This is a genomic window from Pirellulales bacterium (assembly GCA_035939775.1).
Classification (GTDB): Bacteria; Planctomycetota; Planctomycetia; order Pirellulales; family DATAWG01; genus DASZFO01.
Window position 1 is genome coordinate 1 of sequence record DASZFO010000280.1, and the last position, 25306, is coordinate 25306.

The following is a 25306-nucleotide window of genomic DNA, read 5'->3' on the forward strand; positions in this document are numbered from 1 at the left end:
ATTCCTATGTTTCCATGCACCAACCCCAAAATCCAAACCCGAAGTCATAACCTCAACGTGCCAAACTGCAAAGTGCGGAATGCACCCCTGCCGCACACAGCGCACGCTTGCCACTTTGCAAGAACGCGTCATTGCCTTAGAATTCGGCATTCCGCCGCTGGCGGGTCCCCCGATAGCCGCCGAACTGATCATAACAATGACCTCGCCCACCGCAATTGCCGGGTATTTGGCCCTGTTCACGATCATCGGCGCTGGGTTTCTCTTTGGGAACTTGTTTTTAGGCCGGTTCCTGCGGCCCAAGGCCCCGAACAAGGAGAAGCTGGAAGTCTACGAATGCGGCGAGCCGACGATCGGGTCGAGTTTCGTGCAATTCGATCTGCGATTTTATGTGGTCGCATTGCTGTTCATCATCTTCGACGTTGAAGTGGCGTTTTTCTTCCCGTGGGCGAACGTGTTCGGGAAGGCCACCAATTTGATGGACCCGAATTTCGTCGCGGTGCAGAGTTCGACCGACACGAAGCACCCCGGCGTCGAACTGACGCCGGCTGCCGCGGCGGTGTATCGCGAGTTGGGCGTTAGTCGTCCGACCGTGCCGACCCTTCCGACCGACGCGGCAGCGTCCCCTTCGGCGACAGGCGTCAAACCGCAAACCGTCGAACAGGGGAGCGAGGCGGTGCGGGCCAGCGCCGGACGATTGGCGCTACTTTCGATGGTCGACATCGGCGCGTTCTTCGCCGTGCTCTTGGTCGGCTTCGCGTATGTGTGGAAGCGCGGCGATCTCGACTGGGTCCGCGCCGTCGGCTCCGACCGCGCCGCGCAGGTTGAACGTCCGTTGGCAACCGTACCGGAACCTGAGCCATTGCTCCACGTGTAGCCGCGGCCAAGCGGAGCGCGGCACAACTGCCGCGGCGAAATGAACTGAGATTTGTCATTTGTGCTTCGTCCGTTGTCCGTCGTACTTCCCCCGCCCCTCATCTCCAGCCCCTAGCCTCTTCCGTGCAAGGCCAACCCTTCCTTGACCGCTTGAAGCAGCGTTTCGGCGACAAGATCACCGGCGCGAACCTCGAAGCCATCGATCCGTGGATTGAAGTTTCGCCCGACGGCTTATTGGAGGCTTGCAGGTATCTGCGCGACGAGCCGGATTTGCTGTTCAACTTCTTGAGCTGCATCTCGGGGATCGATTATTTCGAGCCGGATGCCAAGAAGGCCGCGAAGGTCGCCTGGAAGCCACATCTGGAGGTGGTCTATCATCTGTGGAGCGTGCCCCATCGCGTAACGCTGGTGCTCAAGGTGATGCTGCCGCGGTGGAAGGACGATGTGGCTGGGGAATTGCCGGAGGTCCCCTCGGTCAGCGGCGTCTGGAGCACGGCCGATTGGCACGAGCGCGAGGTCTACGACCTCTCGGGCGTTCGCTTCGTCGGCCACTCCGGTCTTCGCCGCATTCTCTGCCCGGAAGATTGGATCGGCCACCCCCTCCGCAAAGATTACGAGATGCCGCTGGAGTACCACGGAATTCGAGGTCGCTAGCGCTTGTTGTCAGTGGTGCGTCGTCAGTTGCAGATTGTCGGAATTGAATGACTGATCGGAAAGGGACCGTCGGGATGTCTCGAACGAATTTTGAAAACTTGAGAGTTTATCAACTCGCAGAACGACTGGCGGACCAAGTTTGGGAGATAGTGAATCGGTGGCCGAACCTTCCGCGTGACACCGTCGGAAAGCAGGTGATTCGCGCAGCAGACAGCGTGGGAGCGAACATCGCTGAAGGAACCGGTCGAGGCTCATTTCAGGATAATCGGCGGTATGTCCGCATCGCGCGAGGATCGCTTAATGAGACCAAGCACTGGTTGCGTCGAGCGTTTTCCCGGCGTTTGCTCGGGCAACTCGAAATTGATAGCCTGAAGGGCATCCTCGATGAACTCTCGCCTCGGTTGAATGCATACTTGCGCTCCATTGGTCCCGTCAAGGACACGCAACAAAGTCCGACTGGCGAATTACCTGCGAACGGTGAAGGACCAAAAACTAACGTCACGACGTTTAGTTTGGGGAGCGGAAATGGCCAAGCGCAAGAATAGTCGTCTCGGTCACAAAATTCGAATTGGTCAGATGCCGGAGCTAGAGATCGTCCATAAGGATCTAATGATCACGGTCAGTTCGCTGTCGAGTGGCAAATTGGGCGACCTGACGATCAGCCGCGGTGGACTCGGATGGTTTCCGAGTGGTCCGTCCAAGGAACGGCATTTCACCTGGGAACAATTTGCCCGTTGCGTTAGAGAGTGGAAAGAATAGGATCGTTGCGCGATAGATTCGCCACCACGGACGACGGACCACTGACATGTCAACCTATACCGACGATCCGCGGATCATTGAATTCGACGTCCGCACGGACGAGATGCTGGTCAACATGGGGCCGCAGCATCCGAGCACGCATGGCGTGCTCAGGCTCGTGCTGCGGACTGATGGCGAGGTGGTCTCCGAGGTCACTCCGCACATCGGCTATCTCCATCGCTGTGCCGAAAAAATCGGCGAGAATCTCACGCCGCGGCAGTGGATCCCGTACACCGACCGGATGGACTACCTGGCCGGGATGAACATGAATCTCGGCTGGGCGCTCACCGTCGAGAAGCTGTTGAAGCACGAGCTGCCCGAGAAGGCGAAGCACTTGCGGGTGCTGATCGCCGAAATGGGGCGAATCGCCAGCCATCTGGTCGGCATGGGGGCTTATGGCTTGGACCTGGGCACGTTCAGCCCGTTTCTGTATGCGTTCCGCGAGCGAGAAAAAATCCTCGACCTGTTCGAGGAAGTCTGCGGCGCGCGGCTTACGTATAGCTACATCACGGTCGGCGGGGCGACGGCCGACCTGCCGCGCGGCTGGCTGCAAAAGTGCGAGCAGTTCCTCGACCAGTTCGTGCCCGTGATTCAGGAATATCACGCCTTACTCACGAGCAATGCGATCTTTGTCCGTCGGGCGGCGGGCATCGGCGTCCTGTCGGCGGAAATGGCGATCGACTACGGCTGCACCGGCCCGGTGCTTCGTGGCAGCGGAGTCGATCAAGACCTCCGCCGCGACGGCGAAGAGCGCTACACCGAGATGTACGACGGCTATGCCTTCGAGGTGATCGTCGAGAAGAACGGCCACTATCCGCGCGATCACGACTATCCGCCGGTGCCCGCGATCGCCGTGCTCGGCGATTGTTGGCACCGGTTCTACGTGCGGATGCTCGAGGTCGTGCAATCGGTCGATCTGGTGCGGCAGGCGATCGACCGCTACAGCACGGCCAAAGGTTCGTGGGGCGAACCGGTCAAGCTCAATGAAAAGTTGCCGAAGGGAGAAGTGTATCTAGAAACGGAATCCCCGCGCGGGCAGATGGGGTTCATGATCGTCAGCGAAGGGGGCTCGATCCCCTGGCGCGTCCGCGCCCGCAGCAGCTCGTTCTGCAATCTATCCGTCACCCACGAACTCTGCCGCGGCTGCCTGATCGCCGACGTGCCCGCCATCGTCGGTTCGCTCGATATCGTGATGGGGGAGATTGATCGGTAAGCCGGTTTGAAGAACTAGATGGTCGAGTAGAGTAGTGTGGCGCGGGATCGCCGCCGAGGCTTGCCTTTGCCGGTGCAAGCAACAACAATAAATGCGTCACGAAATTACGGCACAAGCGCGCATTTCAGAATTGGAAGGTTTTCGCTCGATGAATACGATCCAGGCGGTTTTCGAAAACGGCGTCTTTCGTCCGGTCGGACCAGTGGACCTGCCGGAGCATTCGACAGTCGAGTTTGAGCCGCGATTGCAGGGAGCAGTTCCGGTCGTGGATCAACCGCCGACCCAGCCGCTGATGTCCGACGGACTGGCCAAAATCTACGCAATTCTCGGAGAGCGATATAATTCAGGAGTTTCCGACACGGCTGCGCGCCATAACGAGCACCAGCCATGACCGACGTGTTTTTGGACACGGTTGGGATCATTGCGATTTGGGATGAGGCGGACCAATGGCATGATCCCGCCGACGCGACCTACCGGAGATTGCTCGTTGAAGGTCGTCGCCTAGTTACGACTACAGCCGTACTCTACGAGTGCGGTAACGCGGCTGCCCGACGCCAATATCGTCCGCGAGTTAATGCCCTCCGTCGGCTCCTCACTCAAGAACGTCTTCTGATTGATCCGACATCCGAAGATGTTGAACGGGCTTGGGCCGCATACGACGGAGGCCGGCCAGGAGATCCCGGAATCGTGGATCACGTTTCATTCGTTGTGATGCATCGCCTCGGCATCCAAGACGCCTTCACGAACGACGAGCATTTTGCAACCGCGGGTTTCACCTCGCTCTTCTAAGGGCACCTAACGAGTCCGGCTGGGGGAGGGGGGCATTCCCCATTTTTCTCACTACAATGGGTTCATGCGATGCCGACCGTTTCAGTTTCCGATGTGGCGGCTGTTTTACGCAACTGTGTGGTTTTGCGTTGCAGCATGGGCAATTGGCATATTCGTGCGTGCAATTGGGATTGACTGGGGCTTCCTTTACCTCGCCATCGCATCGATGATCGCAGGAATTGACGCGATCTGCGGACGGCCGACGAACGACGGCCAGATCATTGCGGCTCGACGGGCATCGATCTACCGATTGACGATTATCTGCTCCGCGACCCTTTTACTTCTCTGGCTACCGATCATCTATTGGATCCCCATCGGCGGGGGCTGCCGCCCTATGGTCCAATTGCCGTTCAGTGTATTCGTGATCCTTCCGGCCTCAGCGATTGGGCTGGCTAAAGCGAGCCGGCAACTCATGGCACTCTGGCCGAAAAAGCGCACGGGGCTGATCGCCATCTCCCTGTCATTGCTTCCGTTTGTGATCTACATCCTCTCGCAATGGCTGATTTTGGACGTCCTCGGGATCGTTTATGAGGACTAGTTGGCATTCGTCCGGAGAACATGAAGACGCTGAGTGGGTTCATTTTCCTATGCAGAAGCGACTAAAAACACGGTCGAGTAGGTCGTCGGTGTAGATTGCGCCGACAACTTTTCCGAGGTCCAACAGCGCGGCGCGGATTTCGGCGGCGATAAGCTCGTCACCTTGCCGCGTAATTGCTATGTCGCGGGCTCGGGCGAGTGATTCGGCTGCCGGACGAAGGGATTCGCGGCAGCGGACCGCGGTGGCAACGACGGCGCCAGCGGGATTCGCGGCGGCGGCGACCGCGATTAATTCCGACTGTATGGCCACTTTGAGCATGTCGAGGCCGAGTCCGGTTACCGTCGAGGTTTTGATTCCCGTCGCGAGCCGCGAGTTGGAGGTTGGTAGGTCACATTGAGTAAGTACCACGAGTTGCGCCGTATCGCGGCGCAGCTCTGCTTGTTCCCATTCGTTGAGCGGCCGGGTGGCGTCGAGGCAGAGTAGCCTCAAATCAGCGCGCTCGTGTTGCTCGTGGCTGATTTGTTGAGCGACGGTGGAAAGATCGTCGGCAGAGGCAGTGGATTCAATCCCCGCCGTGTCGACAAGGTGGCATGAGACGCCGCCGAGTTGTAGTCGCGCGGCCAGATAATCGCGCGTGGTTCCTGGTTGAGACGAAACTAGCGCCGCGGGCCCGCTGCCCATCAAGGCGTTGAACAGGCTGCTTTTGCCGACATTCGGCCAGCCGACGAGGGCCACCCGCGGCTCGAAGTCGGTTCGGTCTCGTCCGCGCACTTGCTCGACCAACGCCGCGATGCCGGCGGCGGCTGTCGAGAGTCGTCGCTGCAATTCGTTGCCCGTCACAAATCGAATGTCCTCTTCGACGAAGTCGAGTCCGGCCTCCAAATCCGCCAACAGATCGAGCAGTTGATCCCGCAGCAGCTTGAGCGGCCGCGTCAAACCGCCGGCCAATTGAGCTAGCGCTACGTCGAGCTGCCGCCGGTCGTCGGCATCGATCACTCCCAGCACCGCCTCCGCTTGAACCAGATCGACCCGCCCGGCGAGAAACGCCCGCAGCGTGAACTCCCCTGGCTCTGCCAACCGCGCTCCCGCGGCGCAGGCGATTCGCAGCAACGCTTGAAGGATCGGCGGCGAGCCAAGCGTGTGCAATTCGGCAACGGGCTGCCGCGTGTAGCTGCGGCAAGTCGGCCAGAGATAAAGGTCGCAAGGGAGCGGTTGGTCGCCAGGCCGATTCGCAAGCGACACGGCGGCCGTCCCGAGAACGCAGGTTGCAGCGCGAAGATCGGCGAGAGCGATCGGTTCGGCAGGGGCAAAGAATCTCTGTACCGTCGCCAGTACATCCGGCCCGCTGATTCGCAGGATGCCGCGATCCGCACCCCCTGGCACCGTGGCAATGGCTGCGATCGTGTCGTCAATTGAGTGCATGGCGCAAATCGTATTAGCCCAAGCGCTTTGTTGGCAAGGGAGCGGCCTGCTAGAATTGCCAGCGGCTTGAGACACGATCCGACCGCCCGGCGGTGGCCTTCGGTGACTCTGGTTCGCAACCGAACCGGCTAACGAATAATCCCCGGCCTCCGACTTCGCTACTAAGGCGCATGACAAAACTCAAGAACCTTCCGCTCGCCGCCGTTTTCTTGTCGCTGCTCGTTCCCGTCGCCGCCGCTCGGGCCGACGACTGGCCGCAATGGCGCGGGCCGCACCGCGACGGCGTGTGGAGCGAGTCGGGCATCGTCGAGAAGTTTCCCGACAAGCAACTTGCGATCAAGTGGCGAATGCCGGTCGGCCCCGGCTATAGCGGCCCGACGGTCGCTGGCGGTCGCGTGTACATCACCGATCGGGCCGTTGAACCAAAGCAAACGGAACGAGTCCATTGCTTCGACGCCCGCACCGGCGAGGACCTTTGGAGCTACTCGTACGATTGTCCGTACAAAATCGGCTACGACGCCGGTCCGCGGGCGGCGGTGAGCATCGATTCCGGACGAGCGTACGCGCTCGGGGCGATGGGCAACTTCCATTGCTTCGACGCGGCGACCGGGAAGGTTATCTGGAAAAAAGACCTGCTCGATGAATACAAGATTCAAATGCCGATCTGGGGCATCGCCGCCGCGCCGCTGGTGGATGGCGATTTGGTGATCGTCGAGGTCGGTGGCGAGAATGCTTGCATCGTGGCTTTCGACAAAGCGACCGGTGCTGAGCGGTGGAAATCACTGGACGATCGGGCCGGCTACGCCGCGCCGATCGTCATCGAACAGGCGGGCCGCCGCGTGCTCGTTTGTTGGACGGGAGATAATATCGCCGCGCTCGATCCGGCCAGCGGCGAACTGCTTTGGAAGCTCCCCTTCAGGCCGTCGAAGATGGTGCTCAACGTGGCCACGCCGGTCGCGCATGACGATCGGCTTTTCGTGACGGCATTTTACGACGGCTCGCTGATGGCCCGGCTCGATCGCGACAAGCCGACGGCGGAAATCCTCTGGCGGAAGAAAGGTCTCGATGAGCAGAAGACCGAGGCCTTGCATTCGATCATTGCGACACCGTACTTCGATGGCGACAACATCTACGGCGTCGATAGCTACGGCCAACTGCGATGTCTCGATGCAAAAACGGGCGAACGCGTCTGGGAGAGCCAGAAAGCCGTGCCCAAGGCCCGCTGGGCGACGATCCACATGGTCCGCAACGGCGAGCGGATGTTCATGTTCAACGAGCGCGGCGAATTGATCATCGCCAAGCTCGCGCCCGACGGCTTCCACGAGATCAGCCGGGCCAAACTCATCGAACCGACCACCGGCCAGCTTAACCAGCGCGGCGGCGTTTGCTGGGCGCACCCGGCCTTTGCCGACAAGTGCATCTTCGCCCGCAACGATCGCGAAATCGTCTGCGCGAGTCTCGCTAAGGAGCCGTGATCCTATCGGCGCCCTGGCGACGGATTCAAAGCCTCGGGTAACCCGGCCGATTCCCAGGCCGGATCGGCCGAAATCGGCGGGCCGAACGACGTGGATTGTGGGTGCGATTCGGGAGCGAACGGCTCGGCCGGAAGCCGCAATGATGGATCGACCGGAGTCGGCAGAGCCGCTGTTTTCGCCGGGAATCGGTCTGGCGGATTGAAGAGCCGTTGCTGCGATACGCGCACCGGCGCCGGCCCGGCATCGGGCGTCTTTTCGCCGTCGACCAGCGGCACGTGCAATTCGTCGCCGGCGAATTGAGTGTGGTCGTACAGCGTCCCGCGCTGGAACGGCCCGGCGCCGAAGAGCCACAGATCGCGGGCTTTGCTCGCCACGACATCGGCGCCAGATTGCCAAACCGGCGCGCCCGTCTCGCGATGATAGGCGAACACGGCGATCTTTGCGACCGCCTGCTGGTCGGTGCGCCTCGCCAGGGCAAGTTCCGGCAGAGCGCTGGGCAGAGCCGGCGCGCCAACCACTGGGGCGGAAAACGTGGGCAAGCTGATCGCCGGAATGCCGTAAAGCAGATCGTGGCGATCCGTGCCGACCGTTCCCGCTCGGACCTCGACAACAAACGCGGCCTGGTCCCGTTTCTCCTTGAGCACGCAACCGCTCGAGACCATCTGCTGCCTTAGGGTACCCGTGAGATATTCCTTATCGACCGCCTCGCCAAGATAGGACGTGTCGAGATACACGTCCTTGCCTGCTAGCAGCCGAAAGTCGATCCGGCTGACCGCCCGATCGATCGCGTCGGAAACGAGCATCTGTTCGGTGGCCGTGCGCTTGGTGTCGGTCCAGCGCGTCGTGCCACAGCCGCCCAGGCAGATGGCCAAGAGCGTGCTGAGCCAAACGAGATGTTGCGTGCCGATCGAACCCATGCAATGCGAGCCAAGATGAAACGTCGGGGAACCTATCGCGCGGGCCGCCAATGCCCGATCGGGCTTTGAAAGCGGCAAGCCAGCGGCCGGGTGTGGGGTGCCGCCGACTAGTGTAAACGGGACGCGGATTATAGCGGCGAGTCAGAGCCAGTTGAACCGCGATTTGTCGCCGTGCAACGGCCCCGGGGAATGCAAATCGCTAGCCCAAAAGCGATTATGGAATTCGAACCGGACGGCAGAAATCAGGCGCGCCGTTGCTAGCATCGCCTCGCGGAAACGTCGCTGCTCGAAGTGCAGCGAAGATAGGGGGTCGAAAAATGGTTTTGAAGTCTGAGAGCAACTAGCGAGACTGCAAAACCTGCACAAGCTGGCGGGTTGCACCGCCACGATCATTTACCGGCGGAACGACTTGCTCGCGCCGTCGTCGGATTGGCCCGGAACGGATTGAAGCGGCGGATTGCGGCCGGCGATGGCCCGATCCGGCCGTTGCAGCCCCGGCGCATCGTCTCCGCCGTAGACCATCATTTCCTCGGCGTTGACGAGCTTCGTGCCCAGCGCTCCGCATTCCACCTCCGCCCGGAATACTTGCTTGCCGCTGTGCTCGGCACGGGCCTTGACCTTGAGGGTCAGATCCCCGCCGGCCGAGAGCGTGGGCAGCGGGCGAAACGCGACGACGCCGTTCGAGATGTCGTGCGCGCCCCCCTGAGCCGATACCGGCTCGATTCCCTCGGAGAAGTAGATCACTACTCCGACGCCATCCGCCGCTTTGCTGCCGCGGTTGTGAACTCGCAGCTCGTAAGCCACTTCATCGCCGACGCCGATCGGGCCTGCCGGCTCCGAAACATCGAGCTTGAGATCGGCCAGGGCCTCGACGTTCGTCGTGATGTTGGCCACGTCGCTCACGTCGCCCGCGGCTGACGAAGTAATCTGGATACGATTTGGGCCAGGGTTCGCCAAGCTGCACTTCAAATCGAACGAACTGTCGCTTCCCGGACGAAGCGCCGGCAGCGACCAAACGACTTTTCCTTGCTCCGACTTCCATTGTCCGCCGGCCGACGCGGAAACAAACTTTGCTCCCGGCGGCAGCGCGGCGAAGACGTGAACGTTGTCGGCCACCGCGTTGCCCGGATTCGTGACTTGAATCGCGTAGCTTGCGGTCGTGCCGGAGTACCTGGTCTTGGCCCCTTCGACGGCGAGCGCCACCGCCGCTCGACGGACGAGCACCTCTTGGGCCGCCTCGGCTTTGAGTCCCGGTTCGGCGGAGGCTGTCGCATGTATTGAAAGCGTGCCGGACTGACGCGCCGTCAATTCCAGTTCGACCACCTTGCTGTCACCGGCGCGGATCGTGCCGATCGGGTGCTTGGAGGCCGGAGCAGCCGAATTGCCGATTGGATCGAGCTGCACCACGACGTTCTCGGCGTCTCCCGTGCCGGGATTCGAGATCGTCAGACGGAAGAGTTTGCTTTGGCCATAAACCACTTCGTCCGGCCCGGCGATGGTCATGTCGAGCTTCGGCTCTTGCACATCGACCGACGTTTGAGTAGCAATCGGTGAAAAGGCCCACTGCACGGCTAGATCGAAGCCGCGGCCTTTCCGCGGCAAGAGCCGCAGTGCGAGCGTCTCCTTGCCATGGGCTTCGAGACGAGGAATTCTCCATTGGAACGGCTCAGCGCCTTCGGCGGTAGCGGCTCGGATCGTCCCCGCGCTTGCCTGCGAGCCGGCCACGTCGGTCCATTCGGGAATCTTCACGGTGACCGACAAATCCGGGGCGGCAATCTCTCCGGCATTTCGAATCGTGACTGTGTAGGTGGCTATTTTGCCGATGATGATCGTTCGAGGCCCCGTGGTTTCAACGCTCACCAGCGGGCTTTGCCGAGTGAACAACACCGCTGCGCCGGTCGGGGAGCTGCTTTCGGCGGTTGCAATTTCCGGTGAAGCATGCACCGACGAGTGGCTCGGCGCTGCTTCGATCAAATCCGACTTCGCCGACCGCGGCTTCGACGATTGCGAACCTGCCGTGGAATCCGAGTGTTCCACCATGCCAACGGACGCGGGCTTGTTCGGCGTGGCCAAGCCTGGCGTGCTCGCGGAAACGTCGTCGGCATCTTCCGATGAGATCACAACCCGTCGCGACGACGGGCCGGCCTTCAAGTTCGGCTCGGCCGGGATTGTTGAAAACTGCCGGGGACTGTCCCCTTTTGTGTCCCCCGCGGTGGATTCAACGGTCGCGGAAGAAATGGGGACTGCCCCCTTCTCCACAAGCGGTTTTTCCGCGACGGGCGCCGAGCGGTCGGTTTCGGACGATTGTCGAATTGCCGCGAGTCGTTCTTGAAGCGACCGAGAATCGTGCGGCATCGAATCGTCGGACTTAAGATCCTGAGAGAGAGGACTCTCGGCCACCGAACTCCGCGGCTGCGAAGCATCCGCGGTCGAGCCGTGAACGAGCGCCTTCTCTGAGAACGACGGACGGGCGCCCAAATCGGTGGGCGAACCGGTCGTAATCAGCGTGCCCTGCGTGACGACCGGTTTCATGTCGCCAGCCGTAACGCGCGGGGCCATCTTGCTCGGCGCCGTGTTTTGAGGCGCGTAGCCGTCAACCACGCCCGCGCTAATGGCCTGCGAAGGCCCATATAGCCGCCGATTCGATTGGCTTTGAATTGTTACCGAGTGCAGCGGCTGTGTATTCGACGAGTTTGAGTTGGAGGATGAATTGGAAGAACCGTCTTGTGCTCCCGAAGCGGCATTACCGTTGTTCGAATTCGAGTTGTTATCGTTCGTCGGCCAGCGGAGCAGATTCAAGCTCCTTCCGAAGGGCCACGGAGCGCTGGAGTGAGTGTCGTCCTGGCCTCGGACGACAATCGCCAGACAAAGCAGCGCGGCGGCGGAGGCCAGAAAGACGGATAATTTGGAGAACATGGTCAGTCCATCCTGGACGTAGAAAGCCCTTGGAACAGTCCGTTGTACGTCTATATCGGCTGGCGAATTCGTAGCCGTTAAGACAATTGGCGCGGTCGTTCGGCAATGACCGACTCGGCAAGATAAGCAGATCGGAAGGGCGCGCTACGGACGCGATTCCGAGGCAGATGCATGCTCGCGCCGCAAACGTAGCCGACGCTGCTAGCGTCGGCGCTGCCAGCATCGGTCGTGTGCGACGTTGGCAAACGTCCGTGGCTCACACCCCATTATTTTGCCGGCTGAGCATAAGAAAGTGCCAACAGCGCATACGCCGTCACGAGATTCGTGTTCCCTTCGAGGAAGCGCGGATCGGTGTTGACCCACGAACCGTCGGGGCGCTGCCGCTTGGCCAGCTCAACCAGCAGATCGTGCCGCCAGTCGTGCTTCACGCCGTTGTCGTCGTCGAGATCACGGAGTCCCAAAGCGCTAAGTGCCTTGGCGAACGTGTGGTAGTAATAGTACAGGCCATCTTCCGTCTTCGTACCCGTGCCGCTGTATCCCATGCCTGGGTTTGCCGAAAGCGTGTAATGGGCCTTGATCCATTTCACGGCCCCTTTGACCCGTGGATCATCGGCCGTCACGCCAGCGAAGATCATGCTCTTAAGACCGGCGTAGGTCATCGAGCCGTAGCTCCGCAAACCTCCTTCTGGGGTGTTCTTGGCTTCGCTGACGCCGCCGGCCGCGGGGGTGTAATAAAAACCGCCGTCGCCGACCTTCGCCGCGAACGGCGTCGTGTTGTGCTCGGTTTCAAGATTCTGGCAGTTAGAGACGAACACGAGCGCCCGCTTGACCGCCTCGTCGTCTGGTCCGGCGTCGGTGGCTTGCAAGGCGTCGAGCAGGAAGCTGGTGTTGGAAAGATCGGCCCGCTTTTTCTTGGAGTCGTATCCGGCGCCGCCGTAGTTGAAGTCGGCAGGCTCGCCGGCCGATTGGATGCTCCGGATGAACTTGTCGGCCTTGGCGAGCAGATCCTTATAGCGCCCGTCGCCGTTCGCCGCCGCGAAGCATTGGATCGCCAAACTGGTTTCATAGTTCTGCACCGGCGATTTCGGAGAATAGATGCCGCCGTCGTCGTGAACGAACGACTGCAAATACTTCAAGCTCCTGGCGACTGCCGGGTCGTCCGGCGAGCGGCCGTGCTTGAGCAAGGCGGTCGTGCAGATTGCCGCGATGCCCGGACCTTCCTTGCCATACGATCCGTCGGCCTGCAGCCCCTTATCGATGAGGTATTGGATTCCCTTGTCGACGGTTTGCTGATAGAGCTTCGCATCGGAGATGGCCGCGGGAGCTGTGTCAGCAGCTCGTGCCACGGTCGCCGCGAGACCGATGAAGATGGAGGCCGTCAAAACTGCCGTAAAACTGGGACGGACCATAACGCATCTCCCAAATGCTCGAGTTCTAGTGGATAATTGCCAGGATTTCGTCCTCGCTCATGATCAGCATCGATTCGCCGTTCACCTCGACTTCGACGCCAGCGAAGTTCGTGAAAACGATCCGATCTCCCTCGCGGACCTGATGCGGCAGGCGCGACCCATCAGGGAGCCGCCGACCGTCGCCGACCGACAGCACCCTTCCCTCTCGTGGTTTATTTTGGGCTGCTTCCGGAAGCACGATCCCGCCGGCCGTTTTGGCCTCCGGTTCCAGTCGCTTGACGACCACATTCGTTCCCAAGGGAACTACTTTCATGGATTTCTTTGACTCCAAATGCCAGCGCGCCGGGGTTTTATAAGAGCGCCTAACAAATCCGGCGGGGACTGTCCTCCTCTTGCGCGGGCACCATCGCGGCGATGGTCGCCGGAGCAAAACGTGGACTGTCCCCTTCTCCCGGCCGGATTAGTTAGGCGTTCTAACGCTCCCGGTTTCCAACCGCCAACCCGGAGGCCATTCTGATTCTCGCATTCCCGCGTGTTGCATTCAAGTCGTGCGGTCCCCGCCGAAAGCCCTCCGACAACGACAAGGACCGCGCGATCGTTCATTTTCGCAGCGCCATCGCCGCGAGAAACGCGAGCCAACCTAGGATCGTCAGCGACATGAACGCCAACGCGAGCTTTTGCTTGCCGTTGGGAGCGGGCGGCGGCGAGAGCGGATCGAAGGGATCCAGTGCAGCCGATTGCTGACTCTTGGGAGCCAATTTGTTTGCCGCCGGCGACTGGCGATCGGAGTTGGATTTAGCCACTGCGTTTCTCCGCGGGCGTGATTTTGAAGTCCTGGCGAAATGCGATGTCGAAATCGAACACGTCATCAAAATCCTCGCGCCGATCCTGCTTGGTCTTCTTCATCCTCTCGATATCGATGAGGTTGAAGACGATGTTGCCGAAATCCCTGGTCGTTTTGATCCCCCAACTTTCCAGAACCGACTTGGCCATGTAGCCATATTCGTCCAAGGCATATTGCCGGATTGCCTCGCACAGCTCTTGGCCGGTGAGATGGCGTTCCGGCGCCCGCTCGGCGGAGCGCCGGACGCGTGGGGCCGGTGGTTCCGGCTCATCCGACTCCCGCTCGATTCCCATGCCCAGCGAATTGTGCGCGAAACTGAGCGCCTCTTCGACGAATGCGTAGGCGTCGAGCTTGTAGCGACGATCTTGCTTGAGAAGCTTGGCCAAGGGATGCGAAGGGTCCAGCATGTAAGTGTAAGGCACTAGACAATAAACACGCGAAGGAGGAATGAAGAAGGCGTAAGGAACCGATCAATCGTTGCTTCCTACTGCCTTCGTCATTCGTCACTCCTCACTCGCAATTCCTCACCTCGGTTCAAGACCGTCAGCACGTCGCTGGCGGTGATCAGCACTCGGCGACGGTCTTCCGTCTCCACGAGCAACTGCCCCGCCAGAATCTCGTGAGCCAGAACGCGACTGCGACCATTTTGCGTCAACACGTCCGAGCCGATCGGCGGAAGGTCCTTCTGCAACTCCTCATACGTATCATACTCATATCGCAGGCAGCATTTTAGCCGCCCGCAACGACCGGAAATCTTCGTCGGGTCGAGCGTCGCCTTTTGCAGCTTGGCCATTTTCATCGAGACCGGCGGCATTTCGGAAAGGTGCGTGTTGCAGCAAACGGGCTTGCCGCAATCGCCGTAATCCGCCAGCAGTTTCGCCTCGTCGCGCACACCAATCTGCCGCATCTCGATCCGCGTCTGGAATTCCGCCGCAAGCAGTTTGACAAGCTCACGGAAATCGACCCGATTCTCGGACAAATAATAGATGACGACTCGTTCGCCGCCGAAAACGTGCTCGACGTCCACCAATTGCATATCCAGTTGCAATTGCTCGATCAGCCGCCCGCACGTTTGGAATTCCTCGCGCTGCTGGTTCAGGATTCGAGAACGCTCCATCACGTCGGCCGCGGTCATCTCGCGCAATACCTGCCCCTGCCCCGGACTCTTGAGGTCCTTGACCGCCTCCGGTGTCGCCTCGCAGAGCACGACCGCGGACTCGAGCCCGCGATCGGTGCGGGCGATCACCTGCGTTCCCCGCGAGTAGGCGGAGTCGTCTCGGGCAGCCATGATCGCCAGATGGCGCATCACGCCAAAGCGGACCACATATTTCGGCATATCCTCTCCGTTGCTTGGCTTGCCAGAGTATAGCGAAGGGCGACTAGGGCGAAAAGCGGTGACGAATCGTCTTGAATTGGCCGGGGCCGCGCCCTATTTGGGCCCAAACGTCGTCTTTAAGAGCAGAGGGGAATTTGGGTATTGCCTGCGTTGGAAGCGATTTTATGCGCCGATCCATCTTTTAGCCCGAAGGAGGACGATCAATGATTCCCGCCGAACGTTCCGTGGCTGGCCGAAGCGATTCAAACGGCCCGCCGTCAAAGAAGAAGCGGATGACCAAAGGCCGCTGGATTCTATTGGCTTCGGCATTGGTGCTCGGCGGAATCGGAGTGGCGTGGGCCGCCGGTTATTTCGGGCCCGATTCTCGGCTGGCGGAATTGAAGGAACTTCAAGCGAAGATTGCCGACCCGTTGCTATCCGACCAAGACAAGCGGGCATTTGGAACCGAGATGAGGAAAAAGGTCGAGTCGCTGCCTCAGAATCTCCAGCAAAAAGTGTTTCAGGAGATGGGATCGCAGTTCATGAAAGTGCAGCTCAAGCACGTCGGAGATATTCTGGCAATGCCGCCTGAGAAGCAGGCCGCCGAATTGGACAAGGATCTCGATCGCATCGCTGCGATGTCGAAGCAGTTCGAGCAAATGAGCAAGGCGAACCCCGGCAGCTCTGGGAATGGCGGCCCGCCCGGGTTTCCAAGCGCGCAGGCAACCGATGCCCAGCGCGCTGCGTTTCGCAATCAGATGTTGTCCAGCATCCCAGCCGATACGCGAGCGCAGTTCACCACTTTTTTCCAACTGCTGCAAGCCAGGGCCTCCCAACGTGGCATCCCGCTTCCACAATTTGGGCCGCGCTGAGGCCATCACCGGCTGCTAACCGCGCCGGTCGGCCGCGGGGCGGTGTTGCCGCGGTCTGGCTGCGATTGCTGTGGCCTTCCATCGCTGGGGGCCGAGTCCACCAGATTGCCATCGGCGTCCCAATGCCACGACTTGCCAACGAGCTGGTCGTCTTTGTAATCCGCTTGCGATTCCTTCAGGCCGTTCGGGTGCCAGGTGATCCAAACGCCGATTTTCTTGCCGGCCTCGTAATCGCCCTCGGCCTGCGGCTGGCCGTTTTCATGCCACCACTTGAATTTGCCGATCCGCAGATCGCGGTCGTATTGCGATTCGGTTTGCTTCGCGCCGTTGCGATACCAGGAGACCCAAACGCCGTGCTTTTGGTCCTGTCCGGCGGCCGGCGCGGCGCCGAGCGTCACTCGTGAGGACCACCAATCGTACGTCGCCTCGGGCATGGTATCCGTTTTCAAGTAATAGCCTTCGTAATGTTTCTGGCCGATCGTGTACCAGCCAGTCACCTTGGCGAGGATCTTTCCGTCGACATACGCGGTCTTCGAAATCAGTTTCTCGTCGCGGTCCCATTCCTGCACGTCGCCATTCAACGTTCCGCCGCGATAGGTCGCTTCGAGGCGCTTCTTGCCGTTGGGATGCCACCAGGTCCAAGTGCCGTTGCGAGTGCCATTGTCGAAGCTCCACTGGACGACCGCCTGTCCGCCGGCGTCTTTGATGGTCCAAGCGCCGTGCAGCCGGCCGTCCATGAAGGTTGCTTCGGAGGTGAATGGCCCGGCGAATTCGCCCTCGGGATCGGGCGAAAAGAGGTGCCCTTCGTCCTTGGCGAATTGCTGCATCCACTTGCCGTTTTGCTTGCCGTTGAGGAATTCTCCGGCCATGATGATTTGGCCATCCTGATCGAAGACCCTATACGTGCCTTGATTCACGTAATTCCCCTTGGTGTCCTGGCCGACTTCGCGCTCGACTTTGATCTTGCCGTTGGGATATCGATCGTTCACTTTCTCGACCTTGCCCATATTGATCACCGGTCCGGCCGAGGTGATCTTTGGACCGGAAGTGCGGACCGAAACATCGGCCTGCGGCGCGATCGAGATGGAGGGACGTTCGACCGTCCGGATTTCCGTGGCTGGCGATTCGCTCGGCGCGGCGGATGAATTGGTTGCGTCGTCGGCACGGGCGACCGTTCCGCAGACACCCAATACAAACACCGCGGCCATACGAGTGAGAGATTTCGTATCCATCAGAACAATTCCTCCTTGAGCAATGCGCCAGCGAAGTTCAATCCTTGAACGCGCGACTCGCGGCAGAATCCGCGAGAATTCGATCATGGAAAGACGCTCCCCCGAGCGCCGAGTCCATCATCTTTATCGACTCGTCACACTCGGAGTCCTTAGTGAATTAGGAAAAACTCGCAGAGTCCAATGGCTGGAAGTGTGGAAGGGTGTTGTGTCGTCTGCCTATGATCTAGGCGGGTGGATACCGGCTCTCGGTGCAGCTAAAGTGAACGGGCCCGGAATTGCGGGTTTTCGCGGATTCGATCAGGAACCGAAACGCGCGAATGAATACGTTTCTATCACAGAGGTCGGCCATACAGTTGGACAGCATCTTCGACACTTTCGATCCATCCATCTATCAAGTCCAGACGACCGCGCCTGGGCCGCAGGGGGCGCTGCCGATTTCGGATGAAATGCTGCGTGAGTGGCCGAGCGGCGATTTGTTCGGGCTGTCGCAGAATGCGGGCATGGGATGGAGCCCGGCCGAGATGACGGGGCCGCAGTTTCTCTTGCTCAGCACGCAAGGAGGAATCCGCGCGGCCGACGGCTCGCCGATCGCGCTCGGCTATCACACGGGTCATTGGGAGGTCGGGCTGCTAGTCGCCGAAGCGGCACGGACACTCAAGCGGGCGGGGGCGGTGCCGTTCGCCGCCTATTGCAGCGACCCTTGCGACGGCCGAACGCAAGGCACTGCCGGGATGTTCGATAGCCTCCCCTATCGCAACGACGCGGCGATGCTCTTTCGCCGCTTGATCCGTTCGCTCCCCACGCGGCGCGGCGTGCTCGGCGTGGCGACGTGCGACAAGGGTTTGCCCGCGATGATGATGGCCTTGGCGGGAACGAGGCAGTTGCCGAGCGTGCTCGTGCCCGGAGGTGTTTCGCTGCCGCCTTCCGTCGGCGAAGACGCGGGCAAGGTGCAAACGCTCGGCGTGCGCTATGTGCATGGCGAAGTCAGCTTGCAGGAAGCGGCCGAATTGGGCTGCCGCGCTTGCGCATCGCCGGGGGGCGGTTGCCAATTCCTGGGGACCGCCGCCACGTCGCAAGTGATCGGCGAGGCGCTCGGTATGTCGCTGCCGCATTCGGCGCTCGCCCCAAGCGGGCAGCCGATCTGGCTCGACATGGCGCGGCGCAGCGCACTGGCCCTGTTGAAGTTGGCGGAGAAAAAGCTGCCGCTTGCGGAGATTCTGACCGACGCCGCGATCCGCAACGCGATGGTCGTTCATGCGGCCTGTGGCGGCTCGACGAATCTGCTCCTGCACGTTCCGGCGATTGCCCATGCGGCCGGATTGAAACGGCCGACGGTCGATGATTGGCACGAAGTGAATCTTCGCGTGCCACGGATCGTCGATGCGCTTCCGAACGGACCGGTCGGTCATACGACCGTCCGCGTTTTTCTGGCAGGCGGCGTGCCCGAGATCATGCTCAAGCTGCGCGATCTGGATTTGCTCGATCTTAGCGCGTTGACCATCGCCGGCTGCACGCTCGACGAAGTCCTGCGGTGGTGGGAATCGTCGCCGCGACGCACGGCGCTGCGACAACGGCTTCGAGAATGCGACGGCGTGGAGCCGGACGACGTGATCATGTCGGCCGAACAGGCCCGCTCGCGAGGTCTCACCAGCACCATCTGTTTTCCGCGCGGCAATCTGGCTCCGGAGGGATCGGTCATCAAGAGCACAGCCGTTGATTCGCGCGTCGTGGATACTGACGGCGTTTATCGCAAGGACGGTTTGGCACGGGTCTTCGTGCGCGAGCGCGACGCGGTGGCCGCGATCAAAGGGCAAGGCACCGCGCCGATTCGGCCTGGCGACGTGATCGTGCTGGCCGGCCGCGGGCCGCTCGGTTCGGGCATGGAAGAGACTTATCAAATCACGGCAGCGCTCAAGCACCTGGAATGGGGGCGCGAAGTGGCCGTGCTCACCGACGCGCGCTTCTCGGGCGTCAGCACGGGGGCCTGCATCGGCCATGTCGCTCCTGAAGCACTTGCCGGCGGGCCGATCGGCAAGGTGCAAGAGGGAGACCGAATTCGCATCGTCGTCGATTGCCATCGGCTCACGGGAAGTGTCGAGCTAGTGGGCAATCGAGAGCGATTGTTCGAGCCGGGCGAGGCGGACCACGTGCTGGCCATCCGCTCGCCCAGCGATAGCTTGCGGCCAGACGACCGTCTTCCGGACGACACGCGGCTGTGGGCCGCGCTGCAAGCAGCCAGCGGCGGGCCGTGGGCCGGATCGGTTTACGATGTCGAGCGGATTCTGCGCCTGCTCGAAGCCGGCCGCCGCGCGCTGGAAGAATAGAAGCCGCGAGAAAGGTAGGGTGTGTCAAGCAAAGCGCGGACGCACCGCAGAGAGCCCTCAGCAAAGCAACGTCGCACGTGGCGCCGGTGCGTCTTCGCTGCGCTTGACACACCCTACAAAAAAACCCGCGGCGCTTGTTCGGAAGCGCCGCGGGTGGCAAATCATAGTTAGAGGAAAGGATTCGACGCCCAGTTCACGGCCGGCGGGAAGTGAGAGACGCGCGGATCGCCCGCCCCTCACAAAAACAGACCCGGTGGATCTTGCATGGCTGCCCTCCTCATCGTCGTAAAGGATTAGTGTCGTAAAGGATTCTTTCGGTCCCGAGCAAACTTCGATCGTCGACACATTCATACGTATCAAACGTCCGCCGAGGCCGTCAACGCTATTTTGTCGCCGCGGCCGGCGATTCGGCAAGAAAAATGCCGGCAGAGTTCCGCGCGTGGCGATCAGGAAATCTTTGTCGCCCGCAAAAGCGGACCCTTCACTCTTCGCGTGAGAAAGTGTGCTCAATTCGACCGCGAGGACACCACTCGCTCTACTCTCACTGCCGATTGCCCGAATCGTGGCCGCGGCCATGACCGCGACCGCCGGAGCCGCGTCCGCGATAGGGTCCGCCTCCGCTTTTGGGAGATCGGGCGCGAGACTCCATATTGCCGGCGATGATCAGCCCGATCACTTCTTTCCAAGTGGGAATGTCGCGAGAAGCGGCCTTGCCTTCGGGCAGTTCGTCGCCGTTGGGTTCATCATCATCGGCATCCTCCGCGTCGTCGCGCGACCGCCGATCCACTTCGTGCTCCGGCGATTCGGCCGCGAATTCGCGCGTCTCGAAGGCGTCATCGGACCCCAGGAACTCTTCGGTCTCTGACGGACGCTCGCGCGGCGCGTCGCTCTTTTCAGCTTCCGCGTTGTGCGATCCGCCACGGCGGCCGCCTCGCCGCCTGCGCCGCCGCGCGGGTCGATCGTCCGGGCGCCCCTCTTGGCTTCCCTCCGGTTCCAGCCGAGGGGCCGCTTCGCTGGTCGTCTCGTCCCCGAATTCCAAGTCGGCCGATCCTTCGTCGGCCACTTCCGCCTCAGCGGCTTCACTCGCCGTCGCATCGGATTCGCGGCGCGATCGCCGTCCGCCGCGGCGGCGGCGCCGCCGACGTTTGCCGGACTTCTGCTCCTCCGACCGCTCGTCAGCCAGGGGCGCCTTTCCCGATTCCAACTCGATGTCATCGATCAGCTCGAATTCCTCCAGTCGCGATTCATCCACCTCTTCGACAAAGGCAAAGTGATCGTCCGTGTCCGACGGGCGCTGCTCGCGGGGCCGAGGGGTCCGGTCGTGCTGTGATGGTCCGCGCTCAATCTCGTCCTGATGCCGCCCAGATCTCTCGTGGCGACGAGGTTCGCCGTGGCGAGGTCGGCCGCTGCGGTCGCCGCGCGGGGGCCGCTCGCGCTCAGGCCGGCGCTCTTCGCTCCGCGGCGGTCTTTCCGACGGGGGCGACGGGGCTCGCGGCGGGTTTTCGCCGCTCATTGCAGAAGGAACTGGCGGCTGTGTCGGCGTCGCACGGGGCGGTGCACTTTGAGGCGGAGCAACTTTTTCTTCTGGCGGAACGTCGATCCCTAGCGCACCGGCCAGATCGGCCCAATCGGTTGGCGGCGCAGCGGGCTTCGGTTTCGGCGTTGGCTCAGTTCGAGCCGGCGGCCGCGACACCGGCGGCTGTGGCGACGGCGGCTGAGTTTCGGGCCCTGGTTCGGCGCCGATTTCCGATGCCAGCAAGTTCCAATGGTCTGATGCGTTAGGATCGGTCATATCGGCGGGCGTTGAATGTTTTGCTTAATCGTATGCGATGTGGCACGCTGCAAGTTACTATAGGGGTTCGATTACCGGCTGGGAAGCCGTATCGGACCGAAGCGCGTCTTGCACAAGCGTCGATAATACACAACGGGATCGGGCGTTTCGCTTCGGTCCGGCCCGATTCGTTTGTCCACGATCTTTGTCCCTGGCGGTCGGCATGAATGGATTGAAAGATCGGTTGTCCTCGGCCGCCTTCGTCTTTCGCGGCTACAACGTGACCAATCTCGGCCGCAGCGCCGAATTGCTGGCCCATCCGGCTTACAGGCGAGTGATTGAGCCCTATCTGAAAGAGGCAAGCGACACCTGCGCCGAAGCGATTGGCACCCCGGTCGATCTCGCGGCCCGAATTCGACGTGGCGAAGAGACCGACCTCGACAGCTATGCCGAAGCGGTGGCGTTGGTCATGGCGATGGAAATGGCCCAGCTTCGGCTGCTCAAGGAATTCTTCAGCGTCGATTACAGCCAGGCCCGCATGGCGTTTGGATACAGCCTCGGAGAGATCGCGGCCTTAGTGGCAGGTGGCGTTATGGAAATGCAGCATGCATTGTCAGTACCGCTGTCGGTTGCCAAGGATTGCGCCGATCTGGCTCGTGATTCGACGCTCGGCGTCCTCTTCTCGCGCGGGCCGGCCCTCGATCATGAAGCAGTGCAACGGCTCTGCCTGAGAATCAATCAAGCCGGGCAGGGAGCGATCGGCATTTCGGCCTTTCTCTCGCCAAACTCTTTGTTGCTCAACGGGCAGGGCAATACGATCGATCATTTTCAGGATTTGATGAGCGAATGGCTCCCACAGCGCTTGCACCTGCGGAAGAACGATTACCGCTGGCCGCCGTTGCACACGCCGATCGTGTGGCAGCGGGCGATCCCAAACCGCTCGGCGGTGATGATGCAAACGATGCCCGGCGCCTTGCAACCGCCCGCGCCGCCGGTTCTTTCGCTTGTCACCGGCAAGATGAGCTACACCGACCTCAACTGTCGTGATCTGTTGGCGCAATGGATCGATCATCCACAACGGCTTTGGGACGCTGTTTACGAAACCCTGGCACAGGGAATTGAGTTGATCGTGCACGTCGGCCCCGCGCCGAATCTGGTTCCGGCGACTTTCACCCGCCTCAGCGAAAACGTTAAAGCGCAATTGGCCACACGCTCGTGGACCGGCATCGGCCTGCGCGCCGTCTCGCACGCCGTGCGCCGGCCCTGGCTAGCAAAGCTCCTTCCCCAGCGCAGCGCGCTGCTTCGCGCCCCGCTCGTCGAACAGCTAATCTTGGAGGACTGGCTATTGAGCCAAAAACCTTGAAAGTCCGGAAGCGATCTGAACGCGGACAGAGGTTCGTCCTCAATCGCTTTAGCTTAGGCAATATGCGCGGACTTTTTTCCCCGTTCGGGTCGTAATGGAAACTCCGGGGAAATCGGCCGATAACGGTCATCAGGGCGATTGGGCTCGTTCCACCGCCCAGCTAAGGGATTTTCAATTTGCCAGGAGGGCATTATGTCGATCGCAGCGCGAGCATGTCTTAGTTGTCTGGCGGCAACGTTGTTCGCCGCGACCGCCGTCGGTCAACAATACCAGCCTTACTATCCGGGCCAGCCGGGCCAGACATATTTTGTCGATCCCATGGTTCAATTGGCCGCCAATGGCCAGGGAATGGCGGCAGCGAATGGTAGGCCCGCCGGCATGCCGACCGTTGTTGCCTATGCCGATCCGGCCGAAGCGGCCCAAGGCGTCGCTCAACCCGCTCCCGTGGCGGGCTGCAATGCCTGCGGCAGTTGCGGTTGCGGATCCTGTTGCCCCTGCCTCGACGTGAGCGAACATCGCACGGGAGTATTCGTCGATTACCTGTTCCTCCGGGCATTCGGGATCGACATGGCCCATGCCATCCAACAAAACGGGGTGGGAAGCGCCGGCAGCAATACGCAAGGGCCAAACACCACGCCGCAGGGAGATGTCGGCACTGTCGCTCCGCAATTCGACTCCGCGTTCCGCGTGGGGATCGATTGGGACCTCAATTGCTGTTCCGGTCTTCGCGTTGCCTATACGCAATACTCGGACGATTCGCAGAACAGCGTCACGGCGCCCCCCGGCATCGGCGGCACGGTGGCATCGCTGGTGATCCATCCCGGAACCGTGACAGCGGCGACGACGTTTAGCGCAGTGAATGCCGATTACGAAATCGACTTTCGGACCGCGGACATCGACTACACCGTGCTCCTGCGAGGATGTGATAGCGCGGCGCTGAATCTCGATCTTGGCGCGCGATATGCCCACTTGCAGCAGAACTTTGCGCAAGATGCCTTCTTCATTGGCGCCCCGGGGTCGATGACCACGACGACCAACATTGCCTTCGACGGCGGCGGCTTGCGGGCCGGGTTGGACGGCATGTGGCGGCTTGGAAATGGCCATCTCGCGTTGTACGGCAATGGCTTTCTCGACATGCTCTTCGGCCAGTTCGACAGCCACTACCTACAGTTCGACAACACGACCGCAACACAGTTGGCTCTGTCCCATTGGAACGATCATCGCGTAGTCCCGGTCTTGGAATACGAACTCGGTTTCAAATGGACGGGCTGCTGCAACCACCTCCAATTGGGACTCGGCTACTACACGGCCTTCTGGTTCAACACGATTGCCACGTCGGAATACGTGGAGGCCGTGCAAAACGCGAATTTCAATCGCGTCAGCCAGACGATCGCCTTCACTGGCCTCTCTTCGCACCTCGAATACCGATTCTAAGCGGTCCTGCCGAACGAAAACTCGAAACTCATGGCCGGGCTGGCGTTCACTACGACGCCAGCCCGGCTTTTCTTTTGAGCATGGGGCCATTTCTCGCGCCTCGATGCCGCCGGGCAGGCCGCGGAAACCTGGCGTTGCGTCCGCTCCGATTGGCATAAATCCGGTGGGGTCTCGCCGGTTTTCGACGCGAATGTCTTAGCCGCTCCGCTCGGCGCGAATGGATAAATTGGCGAAATTGCAGCGAAATCGTTGACTTTGGCGACACCCCACCTTATTCTGCCGGGTTAGTTTGCGCAATTGGCTTTTGCCTTGCGCCTCGCGTAATGGGCAGCTATTTGGTTGGAAAGCGCTTAGGAGACTGCAACGATGAGACGCAACTCGAGCCACAATCGTCCCAGCCGTAAGAACGGGCGTCCTCGCGGACAACATTCGTCAAGACCGCGATCCTCTTCGCGCTCTCTAGGTCGCGCGATCGAGCAGCTTGAAAGCCGCACGATGTTGACAGTTAATTTGACCGGCGTTCCTAATTGGATCGCGGAAGGGCCAGCGCCGAATACGAATGGTCAAGATTCCAACGTACCCGCCGAGACCGGCGGAGGGCCCAACGCCGTGTCCGGCGCTATCGAGGCGATCGCGGTCAATCCCGGTAATTCCAAAAACGTCTTCGTGGGGACCGTAAACGGCGGCGTCTGGGAGACGACCGACATCACGGCCAATCCCGTGGCGTGGACGCCGCTGACGGACCAATTGCCGGCGCTAGAAATCTCTTCCGTGCAATTCGATCCCACCGATGCGACCAATCAAACCGTGTTCGCAGGCATCGGGAATACCAGCAACATCATAACTAACCTTGGCCCACTCACCGGCCTATTGAAAACGACAAATGGCGGGACAACCTGGACGCAATTGGGCAACGCTCCACTTGCGTCTGGTGGATTGCAAGGAGAAAGCACTTCGGCCGTGCTCCCGCGCGGCGGCACGATCTTGGTGGGAGTAGTTAGCGGAACTTCCCCGGGTCTTTACAGCAGCACGAACGGCGGGGCAAGTTTTCAGCTTATCTCCGGATTGAACAATTTGAGTCTCGGACCGGTTTATGATGTGGCTGGCG

The 25306-nt window shown here is 60.9% G+C and carries 23 protein-coding genes; 13 read left to right on the top strand and 10 right to left on the bottom strand.

From position 1 onward, the window contains the following. Window positions 1-196 precede the first annotated feature (196 nt). From VGY55_17355 to VGY55_17385, 7 genes are all read left to right on the top strand, one after another. Entirely contained in the window at window positions 197-874 is a 678-nt protein-coding gene (locus tag VGY55_17355) for an NADH-quinone oxidoreductase subunit A (protein HEV2971745.1), read from the top strand. A gap of 122 nt (window positions 875-996) precedes the next feature. Next, entirely contained in the window at window positions 997-1527 is a 531-nt protein-coding gene (locus tag VGY55_17360; protein HEV2971746.1) for an NADH-quinone oxidoreductase subunit C, read from the top strand. A gap of 525 nt (window positions 1528-2052) precedes the next feature. Beyond that, window positions 2053-2286 carry a hypothetical protein gene (locus tag VGY55_17365; protein HEV2971747.1) on the top strand — a complete coding sequence of 78 codons (234 nt, stop codon included), beginning with the start codon at window positions 2053-2055 and terminating at the stop codon, window positions 2284-2286. A 46-nt stretch (window positions 2287-2332) separates the two neighbouring features. Continuing rightward, window positions 2333-3538 carry an NADH-quinone oxidoreductase subunit D gene (locus VGY55_17370; protein ID HEV2971748.1) on the top strand — a complete coding sequence of 402 codons (1206 nt, stop codon included), beginning with the start codon at window positions 2333-2335 and terminating at the stop codon, window positions 3536-3538. 148 nt (window positions 3539-3686) lie between these two features. Next, window positions 3687-3929 carry an antitoxin family protein gene (locus VGY55_17375; protein HEV2971749.1) on the top strand — a complete coding sequence of 81 codons (243 nt, stop codon included), beginning with the start codon at window positions 3687-3689 and terminating at the stop codon, window positions 3927-3929. Continuing rightward, window positions 3926-4327 (top strand): PIN domain-containing protein, encoded by a 402-nt coding sequence (locus VGY55_17380; GenBank protein HEV2971750.1) that lies wholly within the window; start codon window positions 3926-3928, stop codon window positions 4325-4327. The genes VGY55_17375 and VGY55_17380 overlap by 4 nt, the downstream gene beginning before the upstream one ends. 91 nt (window positions 4328-4418) lie before the next feature. Beyond that, window positions 4419-4904, top strand: coding sequence for a hypothetical protein (locus VGY55_17385; GenBank protein ID HEV2971751.1), 486 nt, complete (start codon window positions 4419-4421; stop codon window positions 4902-4904). Window positions 4905-4943: 39 nt separating this feature from the next. On the opposite strand, the gene VGY55_17390 is transcribed toward VGY55_17385, so the two are convergent. Next, window positions 4944-6326 (bottom strand): GTPase, encoded by a 1383-nt coding sequence (locus VGY55_17390; GenBank protein ID HEV2971752.1) that lies wholly within the window; start codon window positions 6324-6326, stop codon window positions 4944-4946. A gap of 170 nt (window positions 6327-6496) precedes the next feature. Between VGY55_17390 and VGY55_17395 the strand changes: the two genes are divergently transcribed. Beyond that, a complete protein-coding gene (locus VGY55_17395; GenBank protein ID HEV2971753.1) occupies window positions 6497-7801 on the top strand; it encodes a PQQ-binding-like beta-propeller repeat protein in 1305 nt (434 codons plus the stop codon). A 2-nt stretch (window positions 7802-7803) separates the two neighbouring features. Here VGY55_17395 and VGY55_17400 read toward each other — a convergent pair whose 3' ends face one another. From VGY55_17400 to ricT, 7 genes are all read right to left on the bottom strand, one after another. Further along, window positions 7804-8718 (bottom strand): DUF6655 family protein, encoded by a 915-nt coding sequence (locus VGY55_17400; GenBank protein ID HEV2971754.1) that lies wholly within the window; start codon window positions 8716-8718, stop codon window positions 7804-7806. A 393-nt stretch (window positions 8719-9111) separates the two neighbouring features. Further along, window positions 9112-11634 carry a CARDB domain-containing protein gene (locus VGY55_17405; protein ID HEV2971755.1) on the bottom strand — a complete coding sequence of 841 codons (2523 nt, stop codon included), beginning with the start codon at window positions 11632-11634 and terminating at the stop codon, window positions 9112-9114. Between the two features lie 266 nt (window positions 11635-11900). Next, window positions 11901-13043 carry a prenyltransferase/squalene oxidase repeat-containing protein gene (locus VGY55_17410; protein ID HEV2971756.1) on the bottom strand — a complete coding sequence of 381 codons (1143 nt, stop codon included), beginning with the start codon at window positions 13041-13043 and terminating at the stop codon, window positions 11901-11903. Window positions 13044-13068: 25 nt separating this feature from the next. After that, window positions 13069-13356, bottom strand: a complete 288-nt coding sequence (locus tag VGY55_17415; GenBank protein HEV2971757.1) for a co-chaperone GroES — start codon at window positions 13354-13356, stop codon at window positions 13069-13071. Window positions 13357-13642: 286 nt separating this feature from the next. After that, a complete protein-coding gene (locus VGY55_17420; protein ID HEV2971758.1) occupies window positions 13643-13846 on the bottom strand; it encodes a hypothetical protein in 204 nt (67 codons plus the stop codon). Continuing rightward, window positions 13839-14294, bottom strand: coding sequence for a Minf_1886 family protein (locus VGY55_17425; protein HEV2971759.1), 456 nt, complete (start codon window positions 14292-14294; stop codon window positions 13839-13841). Before VGY55_17425 ends, VGY55_17420 begins: the two co-directional genes overlap by 8 nt. A gap of 89 nt (window positions 14295-14383) precedes the next feature. Beyond that, window positions 14384-15223: a regulatory iron-sulfur-containing complex subunit RicT gene (ricT, locus tag VGY55_17430; protein HEV2971760.1), complete on the bottom strand. Its 840-nt coding sequence runs from the start codon at window positions 15221-15223 to the stop codon at window positions 14384-14386. A gap of 203 nt (window positions 15224-15426) precedes the next feature. Here ricT and VGY55_17435 point away from each other — a divergent pair, with 203 nt between their 5' ends. Then, window positions 15427-16074, top strand: a complete 648-nt coding sequence (locus tag VGY55_17435) for a hypothetical protein (GenBank protein HEV2971761.1) — start codon at window positions 15427-15429, stop codon at window positions 16072-16074. 5 nt (window positions 16075-16079) lie between these two features. Here VGY55_17435 and VGY55_17440 read toward each other — a convergent pair whose 3' ends face one another. Then, window positions 16080-17306: a hypothetical protein gene (locus VGY55_17440; protein ID HEV2971762.1), complete on the bottom strand. Its 1227-nt coding sequence runs from the start codon at window positions 17304-17306 to the stop codon at window positions 16080-16082. Window positions 17307-17623: 317 nt separating this feature from the next. Here VGY55_17440 and VGY55_17445 point away from each other — a divergent pair, with 317 nt between their 5' ends. Beyond that, window positions 17624-19630, top strand: coding sequence for a YjhG/YagF family D-xylonate dehydratase (locus VGY55_17445; protein ID HEV2971763.1), 2007 nt, complete (start codon window positions 17624-17626; stop codon window positions 19628-19630). 541 nt (window positions 19631-20171) lie between these two features. On the opposite strand, the gene VGY55_17450 is transcribed toward VGY55_17445, so the two are convergent. After that, window positions 20172-20882, bottom strand: a complete 711-nt coding sequence (locus VGY55_17450; protein HEV2971764.1) for a hypothetical protein — start codon at window positions 20880-20882, stop codon at window positions 20172-20174. A gap of 742 nt (window positions 20883-21624) precedes the next feature. Between VGY55_17450 and VGY55_17455 the strand changes: the two genes are divergently transcribed. The 3 genes from VGY55_17455 to VGY55_17465 all read left to right on the top strand — a co-directional run. Further along, entirely contained in the window at window positions 21625-22764 is a 1140-nt protein-coding gene (locus tag VGY55_17455) for a hypothetical protein (GenBank protein ID HEV2971765.1), read from the top strand. A 192-nt stretch (window positions 22765-22956) separates the two neighbouring features. Further along, window positions 22957-24198 (top strand): Lpg1974 family pore-forming outer membrane protein, encoded by a 1242-nt coding sequence (locus VGY55_17460; protein HEV2971766.1) that lies wholly within the window; start codon window positions 22957-22959, stop codon window positions 24196-24198. Window positions 24199-24693: 495 nt separating this feature from the next. Next, the coding region (locus tag VGY55_17465; protein ID HEV2971767.1) for a hypothetical protein at window positions 24694-25306 on the top strand (613 nt) is incomplete at its 3' end.